Below are 19,218 nucleotides of genomic sequence, written 5' to 3' on the forward strand. Positions count from 1 at the left end.
ATGACTGCATCGCACACAATTCTCATTCTCGGCATCGGCAACCTGTGGCGCGGCGACGATGCGGCGGGCCGCCACGCGGCGCGACGAGTGGCGGAGCACATCACCTCGTCCGCCGTCACGGTACGGGAAGTGGAGGGCGAGGGCGCGGCGGTGATGGAGGCGCTGGATGGACCCGACGCCGCCATCCTGATCGATGCGGTGGAATCCGGTGCGCCTCCCGGCACGGTGCACTGCTGGGACGTGAGCGCCGAAAGCATGAATGCAAAATTCCTGCGCTGTTCGACGCACAACTTCAGCGTGCACGACGCGGTGGAAATGGCGCGCGCCCTCGACAAACTACCGGCGCGCGTCTTCGTGTTCGGCATCGAAGGCAAGGAGTTCTCGCCGGGGCAGGCGGTGTCGCCGGAAGTCGAGGCTTCGATGGATAACCTCGTCGCCCGGGTGCTCGACCGAATCCAGGTTCTTACCAAGGAGACGCGGCATGCATGAACAATCACTGATGAACGACCTGATGCGTAAAATCCTGTCAGTCTCCCTGCACCATCAAAACGCACGCGTGGTGGGGTTGAACGTGAAGCTGGGCGCACTGGCGCACATTTCGCCCGCACACTTTATGGAACATTTTAAAGAGGCCGCCGCCGGGACCGTGGCCGAAGGCGCGCGGGTGAACATCGAAGTCGGCACCGACACCACCGACCCGCAGGCGCAGGATATCTGGATCGAAAGCGTGGAACTGGAAGACCTCTCGGAGGAATCGTCGGGACATGGAAACCGGTGACATCACATCGCGCATCCGCATCACCCTGCGCGGCAAGGTGCAGGGCGTGGGGTTCCGTCCCTTCATCTACAACCTCGCGGGCGACCTCAACCTGACGGGCTGGGTGGCCAACACGGGGCAGGGGGTGGTCATCGATGCCGAAGGACCGTTGTCCAACCTCGATGCCTTCCTTTATCGCATAGAAGAGGAAAAACCGCCGCTCGCACACATTCAGGGTTTGGAGCACACCTATCTCGAACCAGAGGGCTACGAACATTTTGAAATCCGCGAAAGCTCCGGCGGGATTGCAAAGTCGTTCTGGGTGCTTCCCGACATCGCCACCTGCGACGACTGCCTGGCGGAAGTGTTCGATCCGCAAAACCGCCGTCACCGTTATCCTTTTACCAACTGCACGCGGTGCGGTCCGCGTTTCAGCATCATGACCGCCCTGCCTTACGACCGGCCGAACACATCCATGTGCGGGTTTGAAATGTGCAACGCCTGCCTGGCCGAATACGAGGATCCGCAGAACCGCCGCTTCCACGCCCAGCCCAACGCCTGCCCCCGGTGCGGACCCAAACTCTCTTACCTCGATGCAGCCGGAACCGAACTGGCCACAGGGAACGAAGCGTTGATGCTGGCGGTGAATTCTTTGCGTGCAGGCCGCATTGTTGCCGTCAAGGGACTCGGCGGGTTCCACCTGATGGCCGATGCCACCCGCAAAGACGCCATCGACCGACTGCGGCAGCGCAAGCAACGTGAGGAAAAACCGCTGGCGGTATTGTTCCCGGATATGGAGTCGGTCCTGCAGGCGTGCGAGGTGTCACCGATGGAGCGGCGGGCGTTGATGTCGCCGGAAGCGCCCATCGTTCTCCTTCACAGGAAAACCAGCGCGCTTCCGGAAACCATCGCGCCGGGCAACCCGTATCTCGGGGTTCTGCTTCCGATGACGCCCCTGCATCATCTGATGGCGCGCGAATTCGGCCGCCCGGTCATCGCCACCAGCGGCAACCTGTCGGAAGAAACCCTGTGCACACAAAACGAGGAAGCGTGGATGCGGCTGGGTTCGATGGCGGATGGCTTTCTCGCACACGACCGCGACATCGTCAATCACGTGGACGACTCCATCGTGCGGCTGGTGCTGGGACGGGAGATGGTTCTGCGCCGCGGGCGCGGGTTTGCGCCATCCACGTTTCCCATTACGCGGCACTGGGGCTTCGGCAGTGTGGACCTGCAGGTGCTCGCCGTCGGACCGCACCTGAAGAACACCATCGCACTGTACAAGGATGGAGAGATCGCACTCAGCCAACACATCGGCGATCTCGTTTCGCCGCATTCGGTCACCACCTTTGAAAACACGATCAGCACCCTGACACGGTTTTATGAGATCCAGCCGGAGCTGGTGGTGCACGACTTCCATCCCGATTACGCATCAACGCGCTACGCCGAGGACCAGAACCTGCCGCGCGAAGCGGTGCAACATCATTTCGCCCACGTGCTGGCATGCATGGTGGACAACGAGGTGCCGCCGCCCGCACTCGGCGTCAGTTGGGACGGTTCGGGGTATGGACTCGACCGCACGGTGTGGGGCGGTGAGTTTCTGCTGGTTACGGAAAAAGGCTTCTCGCGCGAGGGACTCTTCCGCCCCTTCATGCTTCCCGGTGGGGAACAGGCGGTGCGCGAACCGCGCCGCGCGGCGCTGGGCCTGCTTTACGAAATGCTGGGGCCGGAGGTGTTCGAGCGCAACGACCTCATGAATCCGTTGCGATGGAATTTGCCCGACCGCGATGTGCTTTCCTCCATACTGAAAAAGGGACTGAACGCGCCCCGCACTTCCAGTGCCGGGCGCCTGTTCGATGCGGTGTCGGCTCTGCTGGGCCTCGGCCTGCACAACCGCTACGAGGGGCAGGCGGCGATGCGGCTGGAGTTTGCCACGGGAATTTTTCTATCCCCCGCAGAAAACCAGCCCGTCCCGGCCAAGCGTCCCGGCCGCGAACCGTGGATCGGCGAAGAGGAAATCGTCGGTTCCCCGCGCAACCTGGCGGCTCCATCCGCTACGGGCATTCCGTGGTCCGACGAACGCTACACCTTCAAAATCCTGGAGGTGGATTCGGGGAAGTCCCCAGCGGAAACCGTTCACCAGTACACGTACGTGGTGGACTGGCAACCGATGATCGAAGAGATTTTAAACGACCTCGTCCGCGAGCGCGCGGTGAGCGGCATCGCCGCCACGTTTCACCATACCCTGGCGGATATCGTGGTGGGGATGGCACAGTTGGTGGGGGAACCGCGGGTGGTGCTGAGTGGCGGCTGTTTTCAAAACCGGGTGCTGACGGAGATGACGGTGATCGCACTTCGGGAGGCGGGATTCCAGCCCTTCTGGCACCAGCGCATTCCGCCGAATGACGGCGGCGTGGCGGTGGGACAGATCCTCGCCGCCCTGCAAAAGGAAGCGCCCAAAACGATTGTGTGATTGTCATGTGTCTTGCCATACCGGGAAAGATCGAAAGCATCGAAGACGGCGATGCGTTGACGCGCAAAGGCCGTATCAATTTTGGCGGCATCGTGAAGGAAGCCTGGCTGTCGTACGTGCCGGAAGCGGGCGTGGGCGACTACGTCATCGTGCACGCCGGATTCGCCATCAGCCGCGTCGATGAGGCTGAGGCGCACCGCGCCCTGAAGTACCTGGAAGAAATGGACCGCCTGGGCGATCCCGGCCCGGAGGAGGAGTGACCGCGTTATGAAATTCCTCGACGAATTCCGCGATCCCGCAGCGGCCCAGCGCCTCGCCGACGCTTTGCACAGAACGGTCACGCGACCGTGGCGCATCATGGAAGTCTGCGGCGGGCAGACACACAGCATCGTCAAGCACGGCATCGACCAACTGCTCCCCGATGCCATCACGCTGGTGCACGGGCCCGGCTGTCCGGTGTGCGTGACGCCGGTGGAGCTGATCGATCGCGCCATCGCTATCGCCCAACAACCGGAGGTGATCTTCTGCTCGTTCGGCGACATGTTGCGGGTGCCGGGCACGGATCGCGACCTGCTGTCGGTGAAAGCGGCCGGCGGCGACGTGCGCATGGTGTATTCGCCGATGGATGCGGTCCAGCTGGCTGAGGATCATCCCGAACGGCAGGTGGTGTTTTTCGCCGTGGGATTCGAAACCACCGCCCCCGCCAACGCCATGGCGGTGCACCAGGCCAAACTGCGCGGCCTCACCAATTTTTCCATGCTGGTTTCACAGGTGCTGGTGCCGCCGGCGGTGGAGTCGATCCTGCAATCGGAACAGCACCGCATCGACGGGTTCCTGCTGGCGGGCCACGTGTGCACGGTGATGGGCTTCACCGAATACGAACCGATCGCCGAATGCTACCGGGTGCCGCTGGTGGTGACGGGGTTCGAACCGGTGGACATCCTGCACGGTTTGTACTTGTGCGTGCGCCAGCTGGAAAGCGGCCGCGCCGAGGTGGAAAACCAGTACACGCGGTCAGTGACGCGCGCGGGCAACCGTCCGGCGCAGGAGTTGATCCAGAAAGTGTTTCGCGTGGTGCCGCGCGCCTGGCGGGGTATCGGCGAGATCCCGGCCAGCGGCCTGGGTCTGACCCCGGAGTACTCGTCGTTCGATGCCGAGCGTCGTTTCGGTATCGCTTTACCTTGCGTGGAAGACAACACGGAGTGCGTCAGCGGACGCATTCTTCTGGGGCTGGACAAGCCCTCGGACTGCCCGGCGTTCGGCACACGTTGCACGCCGGAAAAACCGTTGGGCGCCACCATGGTCAGCACCGAGGGCGCCTGCGCCGCGTATTACCGTTACCGTCATTCGTGAGGAGCGCACCGTGGACAAACCGGAACACCGTACTTTTGCCAACGGACTGCAATGCCCCGTTCCGTTGAACGACACCCCGCAGGTCCTGCTGGCGCACGGCGGCGGGGGACGCCTGATGCACCAGCTCATCGACACGATGTTTGCCGCCGCGTTCGGCACGCAGGCGATGGAACACGATGGTGCGGTGCTCGCGGTGAACGAGGGCGAACTCGCGTTCACCACCGACTCCTATGTGGTGCATCCACTGTTCTTTCCCGGCGGCGACATCGGCCGACTCGCCGTTTGGGGCACGGTGAACGACCTCGCTATGTGCGGCGCGGTGCCGCAATCGCTGAGCGCGGGTTTCATTCTGGAAGAGGGGCTTTCGATGGAAACGCTGTGGCGGGTGGTGCAGTCGATGCAACGCGCGGCGGAAGTGGCGGGTGTGCGCATCGTCACCGGCGACACCAAGGTGGTGGAGCGCGGCAAGGGCGACGGCATGTTCATCAACACCGCCGGGGTGGGACGGGTGATCGCACCGCAACCGGTTTCGCCCAGCCGGGTGCGGCCGGGCGATGCGATTCTCCTTAACGGGGATATCGGCCGCCACGGCATGGCGCTCGCCCAGGTGCGGGAAGGACTGCGGTTCGAGTCGGCGATCGAAAGCGATTGCGCGCCCTTGCATGGCGTGGTGCGGGACTTGATCGAAAGCGGCATCGACGTGCATTGCCTGCGCGACCTGACGCGCGGTGGGCTGGCCACGGCACTGGTCGAAATCGCCAAAGCTTCTTCTTTATCCATCGCGCTGGAGGAAACGAAGATTGGTTTGGGCGATGCGGTGCGCGGCGCGTGCGAGTTGTTGGGATTCGATCCGCTTTACGTCGCCAACGAAGGGCGGTGCGTGGCGTTCGTTCCGGAGGAGCAGGCGGAGACGGCGCTTCACATCATGCGCCGCCACGAACAGGGACGCCACGCGGCACGCATCGGCACCGTAGAAAAGGATGATCGCGGACGCGTCACCCTGCAAAGCGCTTTCGGCACCATGCGCCTGCTCGACCTGCTGAGCGGTGACCAGCTGCCGCGCATCTGCTAACACCCGTGGCAAGCGGGTCAATTTAAGATTGAGCGGGTGGACCCTCGTTTCGCACACCGGGCAGGACCCAACTGCTTCCCATGCAATGGGCGGGTGAACCCTCGCTCGTCAATAATCCACATCGGTGTAAAACAGGCCGGAGGCATTGAGCCCGTTGGCTTTCACCGAAGCCGCCACGCTCTCGGCCCACGGCAGGTGATCGGCCATCCACGGCAGGACGCCGAAGGCGAACGTCAGCAGGATCGCCGCGCCTAAAAGAAATGTGCGGACGTTGTGCGGGATGAAGATGATTTTGTTCATTTGCGTTTTCATATCTGCGCCGTGATCTCCGGAAAGACGACGAAAAACATCAGGTACGCCATCGCCAAAGTCAGGATCAGGTTCAGTGTCTGTCCGCACAGGTACAGGATGAGCGGTTTGCCTTTGTGAAAATAATGGCCCAGCTCGCGGAAGTTGGTGGCGAGCCCGATGCTGACGAACGCCAGGCAGAAAAACCAGCCGCGGCCGATCTTCGTCCAGCCCTTGATGACACCGTCGGTGATCATCGCCTCCCCCGCGTCGGGCCCGAGTCCGCTGTATATCGACGACACCAGGATGGAGGCGAACACGAAGCCGATCACAAACTTGGGAAAACGGTGCCAGATTTCCATGAGGCCGGGGCGCGGGCGGGTAGGGTCGCGTTCGACTTTCGTCACCCAGTACAGCGCGACGCAGAAGGCGATGACGCCGATGAGGATGTTCTGGATCATCTTCACCGTCGCGGCGACATACAAAGCCCGGTCGCTTAAGAAGGCCCCGGCGGCGGCCACCGCGCCGGTGGCGTCGATCGTGCCGCCCATCCAGGCGCCGCCCAGCACGTGATCCATGCCGAGGGCGAGGATGACGTTCGGCATCACCACCATCATGATCGAGGTGAACACCAGAGACAGGCCGACGGCGAGGGTCAACTCCTCCTTCTTCGCGCGGCAGGCGGCGGCGGTGGCAATGGCCGCCGAGACGCCGCACACAGACATGTCGGCGCTGATGGTTATGTTGAGCGTCTTTGACTCGATCTTCAATATGCGCTGGCCGAACCAGTACGTGGTGATGAGCACGACCGGCGTCACCACCCACGCCACGAACAGACCCGGAAGGCCGATGGTGAGCACCTTGCTGAACAGGATTTCCGCGCCGAGCAGGACCAGTCCCGTCTTGATGAAATACTCCACCTGCACCGCGGGCTTCACCCACTGCGGCGTGCCCAGCGTGTTGCTGATCAGCAGGCCCAGCAGGATCGCCCACGCGGCGTAGCCGATGCCGAGCGACTTGATGTCGGACTGCGCCGCAAAGAAAAACGCCAGCACCGCCAGCACAAAAACAAACGCGAATCCTTTAATAAAGGCGAGACCTTTTTTGTTCATCACCTGTATGCCGAGCGCAAACAGAAGCCCGATGGCGAGGCCGGTAACGATGAGATACGGAACCTGGTTGTGCGCATTGATTTTGGTTTTCTTTTTCGCCGCGGCGACGTTGCGCAAATGATCGCGGTATTTTTGAATTGCGGCTTTGGCTCCGGTGTTGAGCGCCGCGTCGTTGAATCCCGCCGCTTCGGCGCGCTGTTCGGCCAAAAGTGCGGCGGCTTTCAATGTTTCCGATTCCGTTTTCAGCGCTTCGTATTTCTCCCGTGCCTGTTCGGCTTTGGCCCGGGCCTTTCCTTCCGGTATGTAAAAGGCATCCAGCGGATTGTCCGTCCACTTGTTCGGTTTGCTCGTCCACTGCTTGATGGTTTTGGCGTAAGGTTCACTGGTCGCCTTCAACGCGGATTTCGCGTCCTCGGCTTCGTACCAGGCGAGCGTGTGGAACGGCGCGCGCTCCGATTCTTTTTTAAGAATGGCGTTGGCTTCGGCGATTTTTGAGTCGAGCCCGGCGGGAGGATTCGGCAGATAAATGAGGAGACCCGCGAACAGCAGGAAGAGTCCCAGCCAGATGGCCCAGTAGTCCTCAGTCTTCCACAAGTCGCTCCAGCGGCTTTCGCCCTGGTCGACGACGTAATCGGTTTGGCCGTTGGAGGTGGGATGGGACATGGTGCTGGTTACCAACCGGAGTTAATGGATTTATTCAATGATGGAAAATTTTAAATCACCTGTGTGCAGGTTCCAAGCTGATTTGGTGTTGAACGTTTTTCCGACCGACTGCCGGATATCGTTTCGGGCTTGCGTGATACAATGCGGGCATGAAGATTCTGATTTACGGAGCCGGGGCGGTGGGGCTGGGGATCGCGTCCTGCCTGATCAAAACCGGGCACGCGGTCGATGTGGTCGGCCGCGCGGGCACGGTGGAGGCGTTGCGCCGACACGGGCTCACGCGCAGCGGCCTGTTCGGTGACTTCCAGGCGCCGCCGTCTGCCGTCGGCGCGGTGGCGTCGGTACACGAACTCAAAGACACCACATACGACTTCATCCTCGTCTGCACCAAGTCGTTCGACACCGGACCGGCGGCGCGGGACCTGGCGTCGGTCGCATTCATAAACAATGCCCGCACCCCGTTCGTGTTGTGCCAGAACGGCTGGGGCAATGCCGAGATCTTCGCCGACTATTTTCCGCAGGAACGCGTGAAGAGCGCGCGCGTCATCACCGGATTTGCGCGACCGGAACCGCATCACGTCGACATCACCGTGCACGCTGACACGGTGCATGTGGGGTCGTTGTTTCAGGATGGAGTGAGCGATCTCAAACCGTTGAGCGAGGCCATCGAGGGCGGTGGTCTGCCCTGTGCGGTGACGGCGCACATCGCTCGGGATTTGTGGGCGAAGATGCTGTACAACTGCATGCTGAACGGACTGAGCACGCTGTTCGATGTGCCCTACGGCGCGCTCGGCGAGTCGCCGCACACGCGGCGGTTGATGGACGCCATCGCGCGCGAGGTGTTCGCCGTCATGCAGGCGGCGGGACACCGCACGCATTGGGAGTCGGTGGACGGCTACCTCGACACCTTTTACAAAAAGCAACTGCCCGCGACCTACCAACACATCCCGTCGATGTTGCAGGACCTGCGCGCCGGCAAGCGCACCGAGATCGACGCGCTAAACGGCGCGGTCATGCGGCTGGGCGAACAGCACCGCATCCCGGTCCCCCACAATACGCAGGTGTACCACCTGATCCGCTTCGCGGAGGCCAAGCGCGATTTGAAAAAGTAAATTAAAATTTGTAAACAAACGAGGAAGAGAAGGGGAAAATCTATTTCCAATTATATTCCGGAAAATCCTTTTTAACTTTTTTAATTATATCTTCTTTTAAATTTTTCTTTTCTTCGGGTAATAGGACATATAAGCGGAGAATATATAAACCATAATTAGACAATACGCTCATCAAAGAATGAGGAATATCCATTATTGGCTTTGAACTATTGTCATAAGTACTCAAAATTCGAATTGCTTGTTCATATTTATCTGTTTCAATATTTGAATTAAAAATATCTGAGGTTGGTATATGAGACCCAATTCCTGTGATCCGTCTACCCGAAAGTGACCAAACAAACCATAATTCCCTATGAATACCAAATTTCCTGGACCAATCATCAACCTTTTGTTCTAAAACTCGCTTCTTAAGTTTAAAATCTTTTGTGCTGGAATCACTTACAGTATCAAAAAGTTCGACCTCACCAACAAGCTTCGGTGTTTGCCTTTTTAATAAAGCTTCTATCTTTATTTTTAAATTTTCGTCTTGTACCTCATCCTTCATTTTTCTTATTTGATGAACAATAAAGGGATCATCAAAAGTGCTCCATTCGCCCTTCTTAATTAGATTTAAAAGACTATCATGGGAACAATCTATATAATTGTGTTTTAGCAAACCATAGATAACATCTTCCAAAAGGTGCTCTAAGCCTGCTATGGTTTTATGATAGATCAATTGTTGATAATCAAAATAGCGAGATAAAAGAAAATGATCTGCGGTTCTTAAAGCTTTTTGGGTGAGGCAAATTCGCTTGTCTTTATCAATTTGAATTTGACTTAGTAAGTAATCTAAATCGACAGAGCCATAGGGTAAGCCAGAATGATGAGCTGTTCGTTTTAAATAGTCAATTCTATCCGCATCTAAATCCGAACTTATTAAATTTGTGTAAGTATTAGGATTTTGTCTTGTAAAAATTGAAATTACTTCATCAACATTAAAATCTTGATGTAGTTTAAATAATTCCTTCAATTCTGGATCATTTGATAAAACATATCGACCAAGAAGTTCATGTTTCAATTTTTTTGTTTTAACTTCTTGTGTGGGATTTTTTTCTTTGCTAACAGTGGAAGCTGTTTTTTGTTTTAAATAGCCCTCACTATAATAATTTTCTACAGCCTTTTCCATCGTATGGGAAAAAGGGTAATGTCCTATATCATGTAAAAGCCCCGCTAACCGATATAGTTGAAATTCTTTTTCTTCCTTTAGAGGAAAAATATCTGAATTTTTCTTTAATGAACTAAGGATCCTTCCTGTTACGTGACAAACACCTATGGAATGTGCAAATCGAGAATAATCCAATCCAGGGAAAATGTGATATGCAAGCCCCAACTGTTTAACATTCCTTAACCTTTGAAAAGCCTTGGTATCAATGATACCGGCCTCTAATTTTGATAAGCCAATAGTTCAATGGACAGAGCAACTTATCCTTTTAGAATTAAAAACTTTTTCCATTGCCCGCTTATTAAAGTAACTTAGCCTTGGTTAATTCATTTTTAGCCTTCTCAAATTGCGAATATAGAGCGGGCTTTTCTTCGTTAATAATTTTCAATGCTTCGCTATCTGAAAGCTTACTAACTTTTAGGAGATAATGAACGGAGGCAAGTATTTCTAGCCATTGTTCCGGTTTTAATGGGCAATCCGAGGGTTTTTCAAAAAGAGATGATACAGAATTTAGTTTATTTTTTACCTCATCTAAAAGCTCATTATCTCCTTCTTTTCCCCCTAGAGACGGCATCTCTTCAGCCAACTCATAGTAATCTTTGGTGAGAGACGGGCTATAGGGGCCCATCAAATACCAACTAAACCTGTAACCTAAATCAACTCCTGACAACTGCCCTAAGTAAACAGCTTTTTGTACTTTCTTTCTGTCATCAACGGTTTCGATATCGTGACCTACACCCAATTCCTCCAAAAAAAGCTTTAATACAATTAATCGAGTTTCCATAAATCACCTAAAAAAGGAGTAATCCTTTAAAAATCAAAACTATTTTAGCAACTTTCGGTATAAGAAACTAGGAACCATTTACTTTGGTGCCTAATTTCTTTATGAAATAACGATAAATAGTTAATTTACAAAGGTCGGTTTTAAAAATCAAAAAGCCGTCCGCCGCGATGGAGTGCGGGGACGGCTTTTCTGTATCTGGCTCCGGAGACAGGACTCGAACCTGTAACACAGCGGTTAACAGCCGCTTGCGCTACCATTGCGCCACTCCGGAATGGTAGTTGGGGGATGGGGTACTGTTGAAAGCTAGATAATTTACGCAATTATACCCGATGGGTCAAGTCAAAACCACCCCCTGCGAGGGAAGCAGACGTTCCCATTCAAAAATAGAGGATCGACCACAAATATTGGGCGGACTATGGCCGGAGAAAAGGCAACGGAGGCTATTTTTAAGGGTTTGGTCCGCGGGGCATAGCGGATCGGATGAGGGCCGGGGTTCTCCCCTTGTAAAGGGGAGTTTTGCAAAAGTCATGATAAGAAAACAGAGGAAACCACCCTCACCCCAGCCCTCTCCCGTCAAGGGAGAGGGGGTTTTTTACTTCCTTCTCCCCAGGTGGGAGAAGGCTAGGATGAGGGAGATTCATGACTTTTCCTTTGTCTAGGTAGCCATTGAACCGTTGACTGGCTATCCGAATCTAAGTTCAACGCTCTCCTTGAAAAGGAGGGGAAGAATTTAAAAGGTGTCTGCTTCCCAGCAGAGCCCCGGTGGCAAGGGAAACACTTTGGAATTGGCCTCGCGGACCCTCGTTCGCGGCACCCCGCATCGGCCCATTCGCTGTGGGCCGGGCCCATTTCCACAGGCGGGGCCTGTTAATCCGAAAACTTCATCTCGGTCCGGCCTTCTAACGATTTGGACAGGGTGACGGGATCGGCGTACTCGATATCGCCGCCCACCGGCAGGCCGCGCGCGATGCGGGTGACGCGCACGTTGAACGGGCGCATCATGCGCGCGATGAACACGGCGGTGCTCTCGCCTTCCATATCCGGGTTGGTGGCGAGGATGATTTCCTTGATCTCGCGCGATTCGGTCTTGGTCTTCAACTCGCCGATGGTGAGATCGGCGGGGCCGATGCCGTCGAGCGGTGAAATCACCCCCATCAGCACGTGGTACTCGCCCTTGAAGTCGCCGACGTTCTCCATCACGTACACGTCGTATGGTTCCTCGACGACGCAGATGACGCCGTGGTCGCGGCGGGCATCGGAACAGATGTCGCACAGTTCCTTGTCGCTGATGCCGTGGCAGTTTTTGCACAGCACGATCTTTTCCTTGATGTTGACGACGGCGCGCGACAGCTTTTCCGCCTGCTCCTTCGGCCCACGCATGAGGTAGAACGACAGGCGCTCGGCAGTCTTCTGCCCGATGCCGGGCAGGCGTTTGAGCTCTTCGATGAGTTCCGTGACGGGTGCGGGACGCTTCATGCTTGCGGGGGCGGAAACAGGCCGGGAATGTTCAGGCCGCCGGTGAGTTTGCCCATCTCTTCCTGCGACAGAGCCTGCACCTTGCGGTGGACTTCGTTGATGGCGCCGGTGACGAGGTCTTCCAGGATGGCGCGGTCCTGCATGTTGATGAGGTCTTCGTCGATGTGCACCGACAGGATTTCGTTGAGGCCGTTGGCAGTGATCTTCACCATGCCGCCGCCGGCCGAGGCTTCCACGGTCTTGCCGGCAAGCTCGTTCTGCATCTCGGCCATCTTGCCCTGCAGGGCCTGCGCGTTTTTCATGAGGTCGCCGAATTTGCCGAACATAATGACTTCCTTTTGCGTTTAACGGATGACGATGCCGCCGAAAATATCGAGCGCGTCTTTCAGAATTTCCTCTTCCGAAGGACTGCCTTTTTTATCGTAGCGTTTTGCCGTTTTTTTTTGAGCCGCCGGCGCCGGGTTCGCATTTTGCGCGGGTGCCTCGCCGACACTCGAACCGTTGCTATCCGCGCCATTGTCGTCTGTGCCGTTGGCGACATCAAGTTTGATTTGAATTTCCGCGCGACCGCATACCGCCTGCGCCGCAACGCGGACCACTTCCAGATTCTCTTCTTTTTCCACCAGGCCCTTCGTGTATGGATCGGGAAAGCGCAGATGCAGGCTGTCTCCGGTCAATCCCACCATCGTGCAGTTGTCGAGAAAGGTGGCGAGCGAACGCTTCTTCTCGCTGGCCAGAGCGCGGATCTGGTCCCATTGCGATTCCGCCGGTTCGCTGTAAGCAACCGGGGGTGTGGCATAGGGTGGCGGCTCTTCGGACGGTGGTGGTTCCTGGGACGGTGCCGGTCCAGCGGAAGGAGACGGGGCGGCGGCCGGTTGCGGAGCCGTCACCACGGCGGCTCCGGCGGCTCTCGCGGATGCGGGAGACGGGGCACCGCCGCCTGCGGCATTGATCTTCTGGATCAACTGATCGATCTCCTGATACGGCCGCACGTCGGTCAATCGCAGAACCGCCATCTCGAAAATCAGGCGCGGCAGGGAACCGCGTTTCATGTCCATCTCCGCGCGCGACAGCACGGTGAACATCTGCTGCAGTTGATCCGTGTCCAGATGACCCGCCTGCGTCTTCAACGTTTCGATGTCGCAGGTGCGGGTGCTGACCAGCGTTTCGGGTTTGGCCGACACCTTGACGAACATCAGGTTGCGCACGTACTCGATGAGGTCGCGGCAGAAGAGACTCAGGTCCTTGCCGTGGTCAGCGACTTCCTGCACGAGGCCCAGCAGGGCCGCAGAGTCGCCCGCGATGACGCGATCCATGAACTGTTCGAGGATGCCCTGGCCGACGATGCCCAAAACCGATTCGACCGACGCGTGATCCACCGCCCGCCCGGCGAAGGCGATCACCTGGTCGAGCAGGCTCTGCGCGTCGCGCATGCTCCCCGCGCCGTTGGTGGCGATCTCTTCCAGGCTTTTCTGGTCGATGGCAATGTTGTCTTTCTCGCAGATGAGTTCGAGCTGGGCGCAGATCTGTGCGTGGTTGAGCGGCTTGAACTCGAAACACTGGCACCGCGACAGAATGGTTTCCGGAATCTTGATGAGTTCCGTCGTCGCGAACAGGAACACCACCTGGGGTGGCGGCTCTTCCAGCGTTTTGAGCAGGGCGTTGAAGGCACTGCGGCTCAGCATGTGTACTTCGTCGATGATGTACACCTTGAAGCGGCACGACGAGGTGCTGTACTGCACGTTTTCGATGAGGTCGCGCACTTCGGCGACGCCGTTGTTCGACGCGCCGTCGATTTCCAGAACATCGAGGCTGTTGCCTTCGCGGATTTCGATGCAGTGGGTGCAGGTGTCGCAGGGTTCGGGCGTGGGGCCCTTCTCGCAGTTGAGCGCTTTCGCCAAAAGGCGCGCAGTGGTGGTTTTGCCGACGCCGCGCGTGCCGGAGAACAGGTAGGCGTGGGCGATGCGGTCCAGCTCGATGGCGTTTTTCAGGGTGCGGACAATATGCTCCTGTCCGATCAGCTCCGAAAATTTCTGCGGACGCCATTTGCGTGCCGAGACCTGGTATTCCATGAGTGACGACCTGCGGAGGGGACCAGCGGACGCTGGGGAAAATTCAAGGCAGAATTGTTGGGGAACTTACAGCACCCAAGGAAACTTGCTACCGTTGCTTCCTTCCGGACCTGGCGGGGTTTACAAGACCTCGTTGCGTAAGGCCCAACAAAACTGCCAAAATTCTTTAGACCATCTTATGCCAAACGGAGCCCAAATCCAACCCTAATCCGGCGGCAGGCCACAGGACGGAAACGGGTTGAATTTAAAAGGGGCTTCGGGCGCCCGGCAGAGCGGCATCACCCACTGGCGCCGCTTCCTTCCTCCGGCTCGTCCAGCGAGGTTTTCTGCGGGCCGATGCGCTCCATGTCGTCGCTGACGAAGCCGATGCGTTTCGGCTTTTCGTGCTTGCGATACCGTTTCTTGACCGTGAGCAGGACGTTGGTCTGGCTGACGTGTTGCAGGATTTTGACCGGCTCGCCCTTGTCCGACATGCCGTAAAACAGGATCATGTCGTTGCCGTGGAACCCCAGGCCGTTGATGTACAGCGACTGGTTGCCGAAGTTGACGAACATCGCGCCCACCTCCTGCTCCGGCGTGAGGCGCTTTTCAAAGTCCGCGATGTGCGCCATCAGTTTCTTGAACATGCACTCGGCGGAACCGGGCATGCCCGGAGCGGGCACATCGCACTCCGTGGGGACCTGGTTCGGCGGCACCAGCGATTGGGATTCGTCTTCCGGCATGATAAAAACCTGAATGAACCCGGAGATTCTTCGTCTTTAAAGGAGCGGAGAGGGAGGGATTCGAACCCTCGGTAGGGGTCACCTACACACGCTTTCCAAGCGTGCGCCTTCAACCGCTCGGCCACCTCTCCTTAGTTTCGGGATTTAGAGGAAACGGGTTGTCATAAAGATTGGGCTGGGGGACCATCGCTGCGCCCACCGGGCATTACCCCGTTACCCGTTCCTTGTAAAGGAACGGAGAGGGTGGGATTCGAACCCACGGTACCCGGAGGGTACAGCTGATTTCGAGTCAACCGCCTTCGACCACTCGGCCACCTCTCCCAAGGAAAAAATAAGTACGCCCAAGAGGACTCGAACCTCCGACCTACGGTTCCGCAAACCGTCGCTCTATCCAGCTGAGCTATGGGCGCATAAATTTTTTAATATTCAAATGTCGTGCTAATTCGTTTCCGCCGCAACCTGCTTTAATTCCCAGCCTTCTTAAGGAAGGAAAGAAACTCCAAAACCTCCCCCTTGGTCCCCTCCTTGGTAAGGAGGGGAGATGGGATTACGTTTGCGGAATTAATCCCGAAAAATCGTGGCCCACTTTCAATAATCCCTCCCCTTTCCAAGGGGAGGGCTGGGTGGGGTAAACCAACTACCGACCATCGATTGCTCACCAACCATAACCCAGTTGCCCAACTACGCAGTGGAACCCGTTCGCTCCGCGCCTGGCGCGGTCAACCCACCGATTCCGGAATGAAATCCATCAACTGCAAGCTGTAGCGTGGATGCTCGAACGCGTACATCGCCGGGTACATGGCAAACGCCCAGCCGTCGAAAATCAGGTTGCCGTTTTCGGTGATGACCAGCCGCACTGCCGGGTTCTGCAGTTCGTTGCCTTTCGACGTAACCTCATCTCCGGTCAGCACGAAGTTGGGCAGAAACGCGCCCGTCGTGACCGTGATGCCGCTTGTGCCCAAGGGGAAACTGTCCCCGAGGGTCACCGTCTTCATTTCGTTTTTCTCTTCGTCGGTCTTGTCGCGGACCAGTATTTTAACCGCTTTCCATTTTCCTTCAACTGTTTTCGGCACCACCAGCTTGCGATTCACCTTTTCCGCCTGCTGGAGGTCCGGATGCCCCTCCACCTCGGTGGCGGAGCCTTCGACCAGTTGCTGATCGGTCAGCGGTGGGGCCTCGCGCGAAAACGACCCTTCCACGTCCTGCGGTTTTTCTTTGAGCGCCGCGACATCCACCGCACCGGAGGTGTCTTTGCCGTCGGAGTCGCCCATGGAGCAGGCCGCACCGAGAAAAGCGATTACCATAGCAAGGACTGCGGTCCGGCACAATGATTTCATTGAAGTTTTCACAAATAACCTTCCCGCCCCGGAGGGAGCCCGGAGGCAACGGAATTCAATATTCAATAAAACGATTTGGTAGAGCCACTTTACCAGAAACCGGGAGCCCCCGTCCACAAATCTCAAGTGGTTGAATAATAAAAGTATTTCGGGTGAAACGGGGGTTTAAATAACTAAACATTCAGTATTTACCGGGGATAATCTGGTCTTGAATTAATGTTTAAAATGCCAATCTCTATTCCAAGCTCATTTTCAACTGTGGGAACTGAGACCTCTTCCCCATTATGGTAAATAGTCCAAGGAGAATTTCTTTCAGCCTTTACCTTTCCATTTTTGTCCTTTTTTCCCTTATTCCAAACAGAAATGACCCATCGGCCATTTTCAGATAAAAACTTTCTTTTTAACTTCATTTCAAATCTAGTCATTCTGTCATGGATAGGGTTGAGGATGATCTTTACGCTATCATCGATGGATTTTCTAAAATCAAAAATATCTTGAATCTTTTTATCTTTGGGTGAGTACTTCACACCATTGCTCTCACCACATAGAATCGCACAAACGCTTCCCATCATCCTCTTTGGCATTTCATTTTTAACAAAACAGCGCATCGCTTTATTATTCATTTCTCTTAAATTACCGAATTTTTGGAAAAACTGGTATTCACGCCAACGATGGTGTTCACGATAATAAACTACAAAACGTTTACCGCTCCTACCATTGCCCTCATCCTCAAACTCTTCTAAAAAAATGGCCTTAATGTTATCAAGGTTTTTAAAATAACGATTAGGACTGAACGAATTTCTTGGGATTAGGCTAAACAAAGAAAAAAGTACGGTATCGCAACCTTTCCCATCTAGCATTTTTAACAAATCCGGTAAGGAATCACTGAAGTCTCTATATCCATTTTTATACCTATGGTTGTAATCCCGGGAAACAACTCCTATTTTTTTAATACTCAAAGAGGGAACCGACTCTTTTTCCTTGTTAATTTGTGGTTTTATTCCGCCTTTGTTCTTGGTTAGCATTAATCTTCCTTACCCCTCAATATTTTTCTGGAAAGTAATTAAATCAGACTCATTATTAGGGTCTAAGGAGCACCATATTTGGTCGCGAGAATATAACCTGATAGTTTTTCCAGTACCTAATAGTTTCGGGGCAAAATCTCTGAGAGTGTCATACCAAGCTCTTTGTTCATCCCTATAGGGTGGATCATTATCGCGCTTGTTTAGGGTTCGACATAAATCTCGCCACCTGTCTATGGAAAAACCATACTCTTCATTTTGAGGATAACGTCCAAGTGAAATATCTCTTGGCTCAGTAAAGTGCTGGGACTCATCAAATTCAACAATAAAATTATGATTTGGAATGAAATAATCCACTCTTGGTAGTTTTTTATATTTTACAAAATTTTGAAAACCTCTATGGTTTCGCAATGCTTGATTCACTCTTCCTAAGCTTTCAAAAATTTTCTCACTGGCAAAGTCCTCTAATCTACAGGGTAAGCCTAAGTCCCAATTAGCCTTTACATCGTTAAAAAGAGTCGTAAGCAAATTAGTGACTGCCTGTTTGCAGTCAGGACAACGCTCATTATGAGTTCTGCCTGCCATCGTTAATATCCTCCGTAAAAAATTTTATACGGATTCACGGTCGATGTGCGAGCCGGATAAGACAGGAACCGCAGGGTGCCACTCCTCATGAATTCTCCAGCACGATTTTGCCAACATGCCCTTTGCTGGCGAACAGGGCGTGCGCTTCGTTCACCTCGAAAAAGCGAAACCGTTTTTCGTGGATGAGGGGTTTCAGTTTTCCGGAATCGACCAACCGGGCGACGACGCTCAGGATATGACCGTGGTCGGCGCGCTTCTCGCCCGTAATCATCGGCAACAGCATGAAGACCAGATGCAGGGACAATCCCTTGATGTGCATGTTGGTGAGATCGTGCGTGTTCTGGCCGATGATCGACACCACCCGGCCCCACGGGGCGGCGGCTTCCAGCGATTGGTCGAGGGTTTGTCCGCCGACCGTATCAAAAATCACATCGAACCCCTTGCCGCCGGTCAGGCGTTTCACGTAGTCCGGCACGCTTTCATCGCGGTAGAAAATGAGGTCGTCCGCGCCAAGGCTCTTCGCAATGTCGGCCTTGTCCTGGGTGGAGACGGTGGTGGCCACCTTCAGCCCGCGCGTTTTGGCCAGTTGGATGGCGATGTGCCCGACCCCGCCCGCGCCCGCGTGCACCAGCAGGGAATCGTCCTGCGTGATTTTGGCGCGGTCGAACAACCCTTCCCACGCGGTGATGCTGACCAGGGGCAGGGCGGCCGCTTCCGCAAAGCCCAGGGTGGTTGGCTTCTTTGCGATCAGGTTGGCGTCCGCCAGCATGAAATCGGCCAGCGCCCCGTTCAGGTTTCCCGCCTGTCCCTTCAGCCCTCCGGCACAACCATACACTTCGTCGCCGACTTTGAAATCATCGACCCCGGACCCCACTTCGGCGATGACGCCCGCCACATCCATATGCAGGATGGCGGGCACTTCCGGATTGATTCCCAGATTCAGGGTCAGGATTTTGTGATCGACCGGGTTGAGGCTGGTGGCCCTGGTTTCGATCAGCACATGACCGGGTTGGATGGCGGGCCTGGCAACCTCGCCCTCGACAAACTTGGCGGACTCGCCGTACTCATAGACCAGGTAGGCTTTCATCGGCAATCACTCTCTCTTTTTCGTTTCTGTTTCACGCGGCGGATTCGCGGTCGATGTCCCGGCCGGGGAAGACGGGCACCGCTGTTCGGACCAACCCCGGCT

General features: G+C 55.7%; 19 protein-coding genes, 4 tRNA genes and 1 other RNA gene. 7 read left to right on the plus strand and 17 right to left on the minus strand.

What is annotated here, in order from left to right; translation table 11 throughout:
- From J2S31_RS00135 to hypE, 6 genes are read left to right on the plus strand one after another with little or no spacing between them, the layout of a single operon-like run.
- Entirely contained in the window at positions 1-489 is a 489-nt protein-coding gene (locus tag J2S31_RS00135; RefSeq protein ID WP_237097015.1) for a hydrogenase maturation protease, read from the plus strand.
- Complete coding sequence (locus J2S31_RS00140; RefSeq protein ID WP_237097016.1) at positions 482-778, plus strand: hydrogenase/urease maturation nickel metallochaperone HypA; 297 nt, start codon at positions 482-484, stop codon at positions 776-778. Before J2S31_RS00135 ends, J2S31_RS00140 begins: the two co-directional genes overlap by 8 nt.
- The gene (gene hypF, locus J2S31_RS00145) at positions 765-3,230 is read left to right on the plus strand and encodes a carbamoyltransferase HypF (protein ID WP_237097017.1); all 2,466 of its coding nucleotides are present in this window, start codon (positions 765-767) and stop codon (positions 3,228-3,230) included. The genes J2S31_RS00140 and hypF overlap by 14 nt, the downstream gene beginning before the upstream one ends.
- 5 nt (positions 3,231-3,235) lie before the next feature.
- Positions 3,236-3,490 carry a HypC/HybG/HupF family hydrogenase formation chaperone gene (locus J2S31_RS00150; RefSeq protein WP_237097018.1) on the plus strand — a complete coding sequence of 85 codons (255 nt, stop codon included), beginning with the start codon at positions 3,236-3,238 and terminating at the stop codon, positions 3,488-3,490.
- A 7-nt stretch (positions 3,491-3,497) separates the two neighbouring features.
- Positions 3,498-4,583 (plus strand): hydrogenase formation protein HypD, encoded by a 1,086-nt coding sequence (gene hypD, locus J2S31_RS00155; protein WP_237097019.1) that lies wholly within the window; start codon positions 3,498-3,500, stop codon positions 4,581-4,583.
- 10 nt (positions 4,584-4,593) lie between these two features.
- Positions 4,594-5,655, plus strand: coding sequence for a hydrogenase expression/formation protein HypE (gene hypE / locus J2S31_RS00160; RefSeq protein WP_237097020.1), 1,062 nt, complete (start codon positions 4,594-4,596; stop codon positions 5,653-5,655).
- Positions 5,656-5,763: 108 nt separating this feature from the next.
- On the opposite strand, the gene J2S31_RS00165 is transcribed toward hypE, so the two are convergent.
- Both J2S31_RS00165 and J2S31_RS00170 read right to left on the minus strand, forming a co-directional pair.
- Positions 5,764-5,955: a hypothetical protein gene (locus tag J2S31_RS00165; protein WP_237097021.1), complete on the minus strand. Its 192-nt coding sequence runs from the start codon at positions 5,953-5,955 to the stop codon at positions 5,764-5,766.
- Between the two features lie 8 nt (positions 5,956-5,963).
- Positions 5,964-7,718, minus strand: coding sequence for a YeiH family protein (locus J2S31_RS00170; protein ID WP_237097022.1), 1,755 nt, complete (start codon positions 7,716-7,718; stop codon positions 5,964-5,966).
- 149 nt (positions 7,719-7,867) lie between these two features.
- Here J2S31_RS00170 and J2S31_RS00175 point away from each other — a divergent pair, with 149 nt between their 5' ends.
- Positions 7,868-8,830: a ketopantoate reductase family protein gene (locus J2S31_RS00175; RefSeq protein ID WP_237097023.1), complete on the plus strand. Its 963-nt coding sequence runs from the start codon at positions 7,868-7,870 to the stop codon at positions 8,828-8,830.
- Positions 8,831-8,870: 40 nt separating this feature from the next.
- On the opposite strand, the gene J2S31_RS00180 is transcribed toward J2S31_RS00175, so the two are convergent.
- From J2S31_RS00180 to J2S31_RS00250, 15 genes are all read right to left on the minus strand, one after another.
- Positions 8,871-10,199 (minus strand): HD domain-containing protein, encoded by a 1,329-nt coding sequence (locus tag J2S31_RS00180; protein WP_237097024.1) that lies wholly within the window; start codon positions 10,197-10,199, stop codon positions 8,871-8,873.
- A 133-nt stretch (positions 10,200-10,332) separates the two neighbouring features.
- On the minus strand, positions 10,333-10,815 hold the full coding sequence (locus J2S31_RS00185) for a hypothetical protein (RefSeq protein WP_237097025.1): 483 nt from the start codon (positions 10,813-10,815) through the stop codon (positions 10,333-10,335).
- 196 nt (positions 10,816-11,011) lie between these two features.
- Positions 11,012-11,086, minus strand: a tRNA-Asn gene (locus J2S31_RS00190).
- A gap of 596 nt (positions 11,087-11,682) precedes the next feature.
- The gene (recR, locus tag J2S31_RS00195; RefSeq protein ID WP_237097026.1) at positions 11,683-12,291 is read right to left on the minus strand and encodes a recombination mediator RecR; all 609 of its coding nucleotides are present in this window, start codon (positions 12,289-12,291) and stop codon (positions 11,683-11,685) included.
- Positions 12,288-12,617, minus strand: a complete 330-nt coding sequence (locus tag J2S31_RS00200) for a YbaB/EbfC family nucleoid-associated protein (protein WP_237097027.1) — start codon at positions 12,615-12,617, stop codon at positions 12,288-12,290. The genes recR and J2S31_RS00200 overlap by 4 nt, the downstream gene beginning before the upstream one ends.
- Before the next feature lie 18 nt (positions 12,618-12,635).
- Positions 12,636-14,363 (minus strand): DNA polymerase III subunit gamma/tau, encoded by a 1,728-nt coding sequence (dnaX, locus tag J2S31_RS00205; protein ID WP_237097028.1) that lies wholly within the window; start codon positions 14,361-14,363, stop codon positions 12,636-12,638.
- A 52-nt stretch (positions 14,364-14,415) separates the two neighbouring features.
- Positions 14,416-14,513: signal recognition particle sRNA small type (gene ffs, locus J2S31_RS00210), an RNA gene on the minus strand.
- Between the two features lie 128 nt (positions 14,514-14,641).
- On the minus strand, positions 14,642-15,085 hold the full coding sequence (locus J2S31_RS00215; RefSeq protein ID WP_237097029.1) for a DUF6173 family protein: 444 nt from the start codon (positions 15,083-15,085) through the stop codon (positions 14,642-14,644).
- A 45-nt stretch (positions 15,086-15,130) separates the two neighbouring features.
- Positions 15,131-15,216, minus strand: a tRNA-Ser gene (locus J2S31_RS00220).
- A gap of 104 nt (positions 15,217-15,320) precedes the next feature.
- A tRNA-Ser gene (locus J2S31_RS00225) sits at positions 15,321-15,406 on the minus strand.
- 15 nt (positions 15,407-15,421) lie between these two features.
- Positions 15,422-15,495 (minus strand) — tRNA-Arg (locus J2S31_RS00230).
- A 309-nt stretch (positions 15,496-15,804) separates the two neighbouring features.
- Positions 15,805-16,389: a DUF2155 domain-containing protein gene (locus J2S31_RS00235; RefSeq protein WP_237097030.1), complete on the minus strand. Its 585-nt coding sequence runs from the start codon at positions 16,387-16,389 to the stop codon at positions 15,805-15,807.
- Between the two features lie 221 nt (positions 16,390-16,610).
- The gene (locus tag J2S31_RS00240; protein ID WP_237097031.1) at positions 16,611-17,447 is read right to left on the minus strand and encodes a hypothetical protein; all 837 of its coding nucleotides are present in this window, start codon (positions 17,445-17,447) and stop codon (positions 16,611-16,613) included.
- A 9-nt stretch (positions 17,448-17,456) separates the two neighbouring features.
- Positions 17,457-18,029, minus strand: coding sequence for a hypothetical protein (locus J2S31_RS00245; RefSeq protein WP_237097032.1), 573 nt, complete (start codon positions 18,027-18,029; stop codon positions 17,457-17,459).
- Between the two features lie 85 nt (positions 18,030-18,114).
- Positions 18,115-19,116 carry a zinc-dependent alcohol dehydrogenase family protein gene (locus tag J2S31_RS00250; protein ID WP_237097033.1) on the minus strand — a complete coding sequence of 334 codons (1,002 nt, stop codon included), beginning with the start codon at positions 19,114-19,116 and terminating at the stop codon, positions 18,115-18,117.
- Positions 19,117-19,218 lie beyond the last annotated feature (102 nt).

The sequence above is a fragment of the Nitrospina gracilis Nb-211 genome, assembly GCF_021845525.1.
Classification (GTDB): domain Bacteria; phylum Nitrospinota; class Nitrospinia; order Nitrospinales; family Nitrospinaceae; genus Nitrospina; species Nitrospina gracilis_A.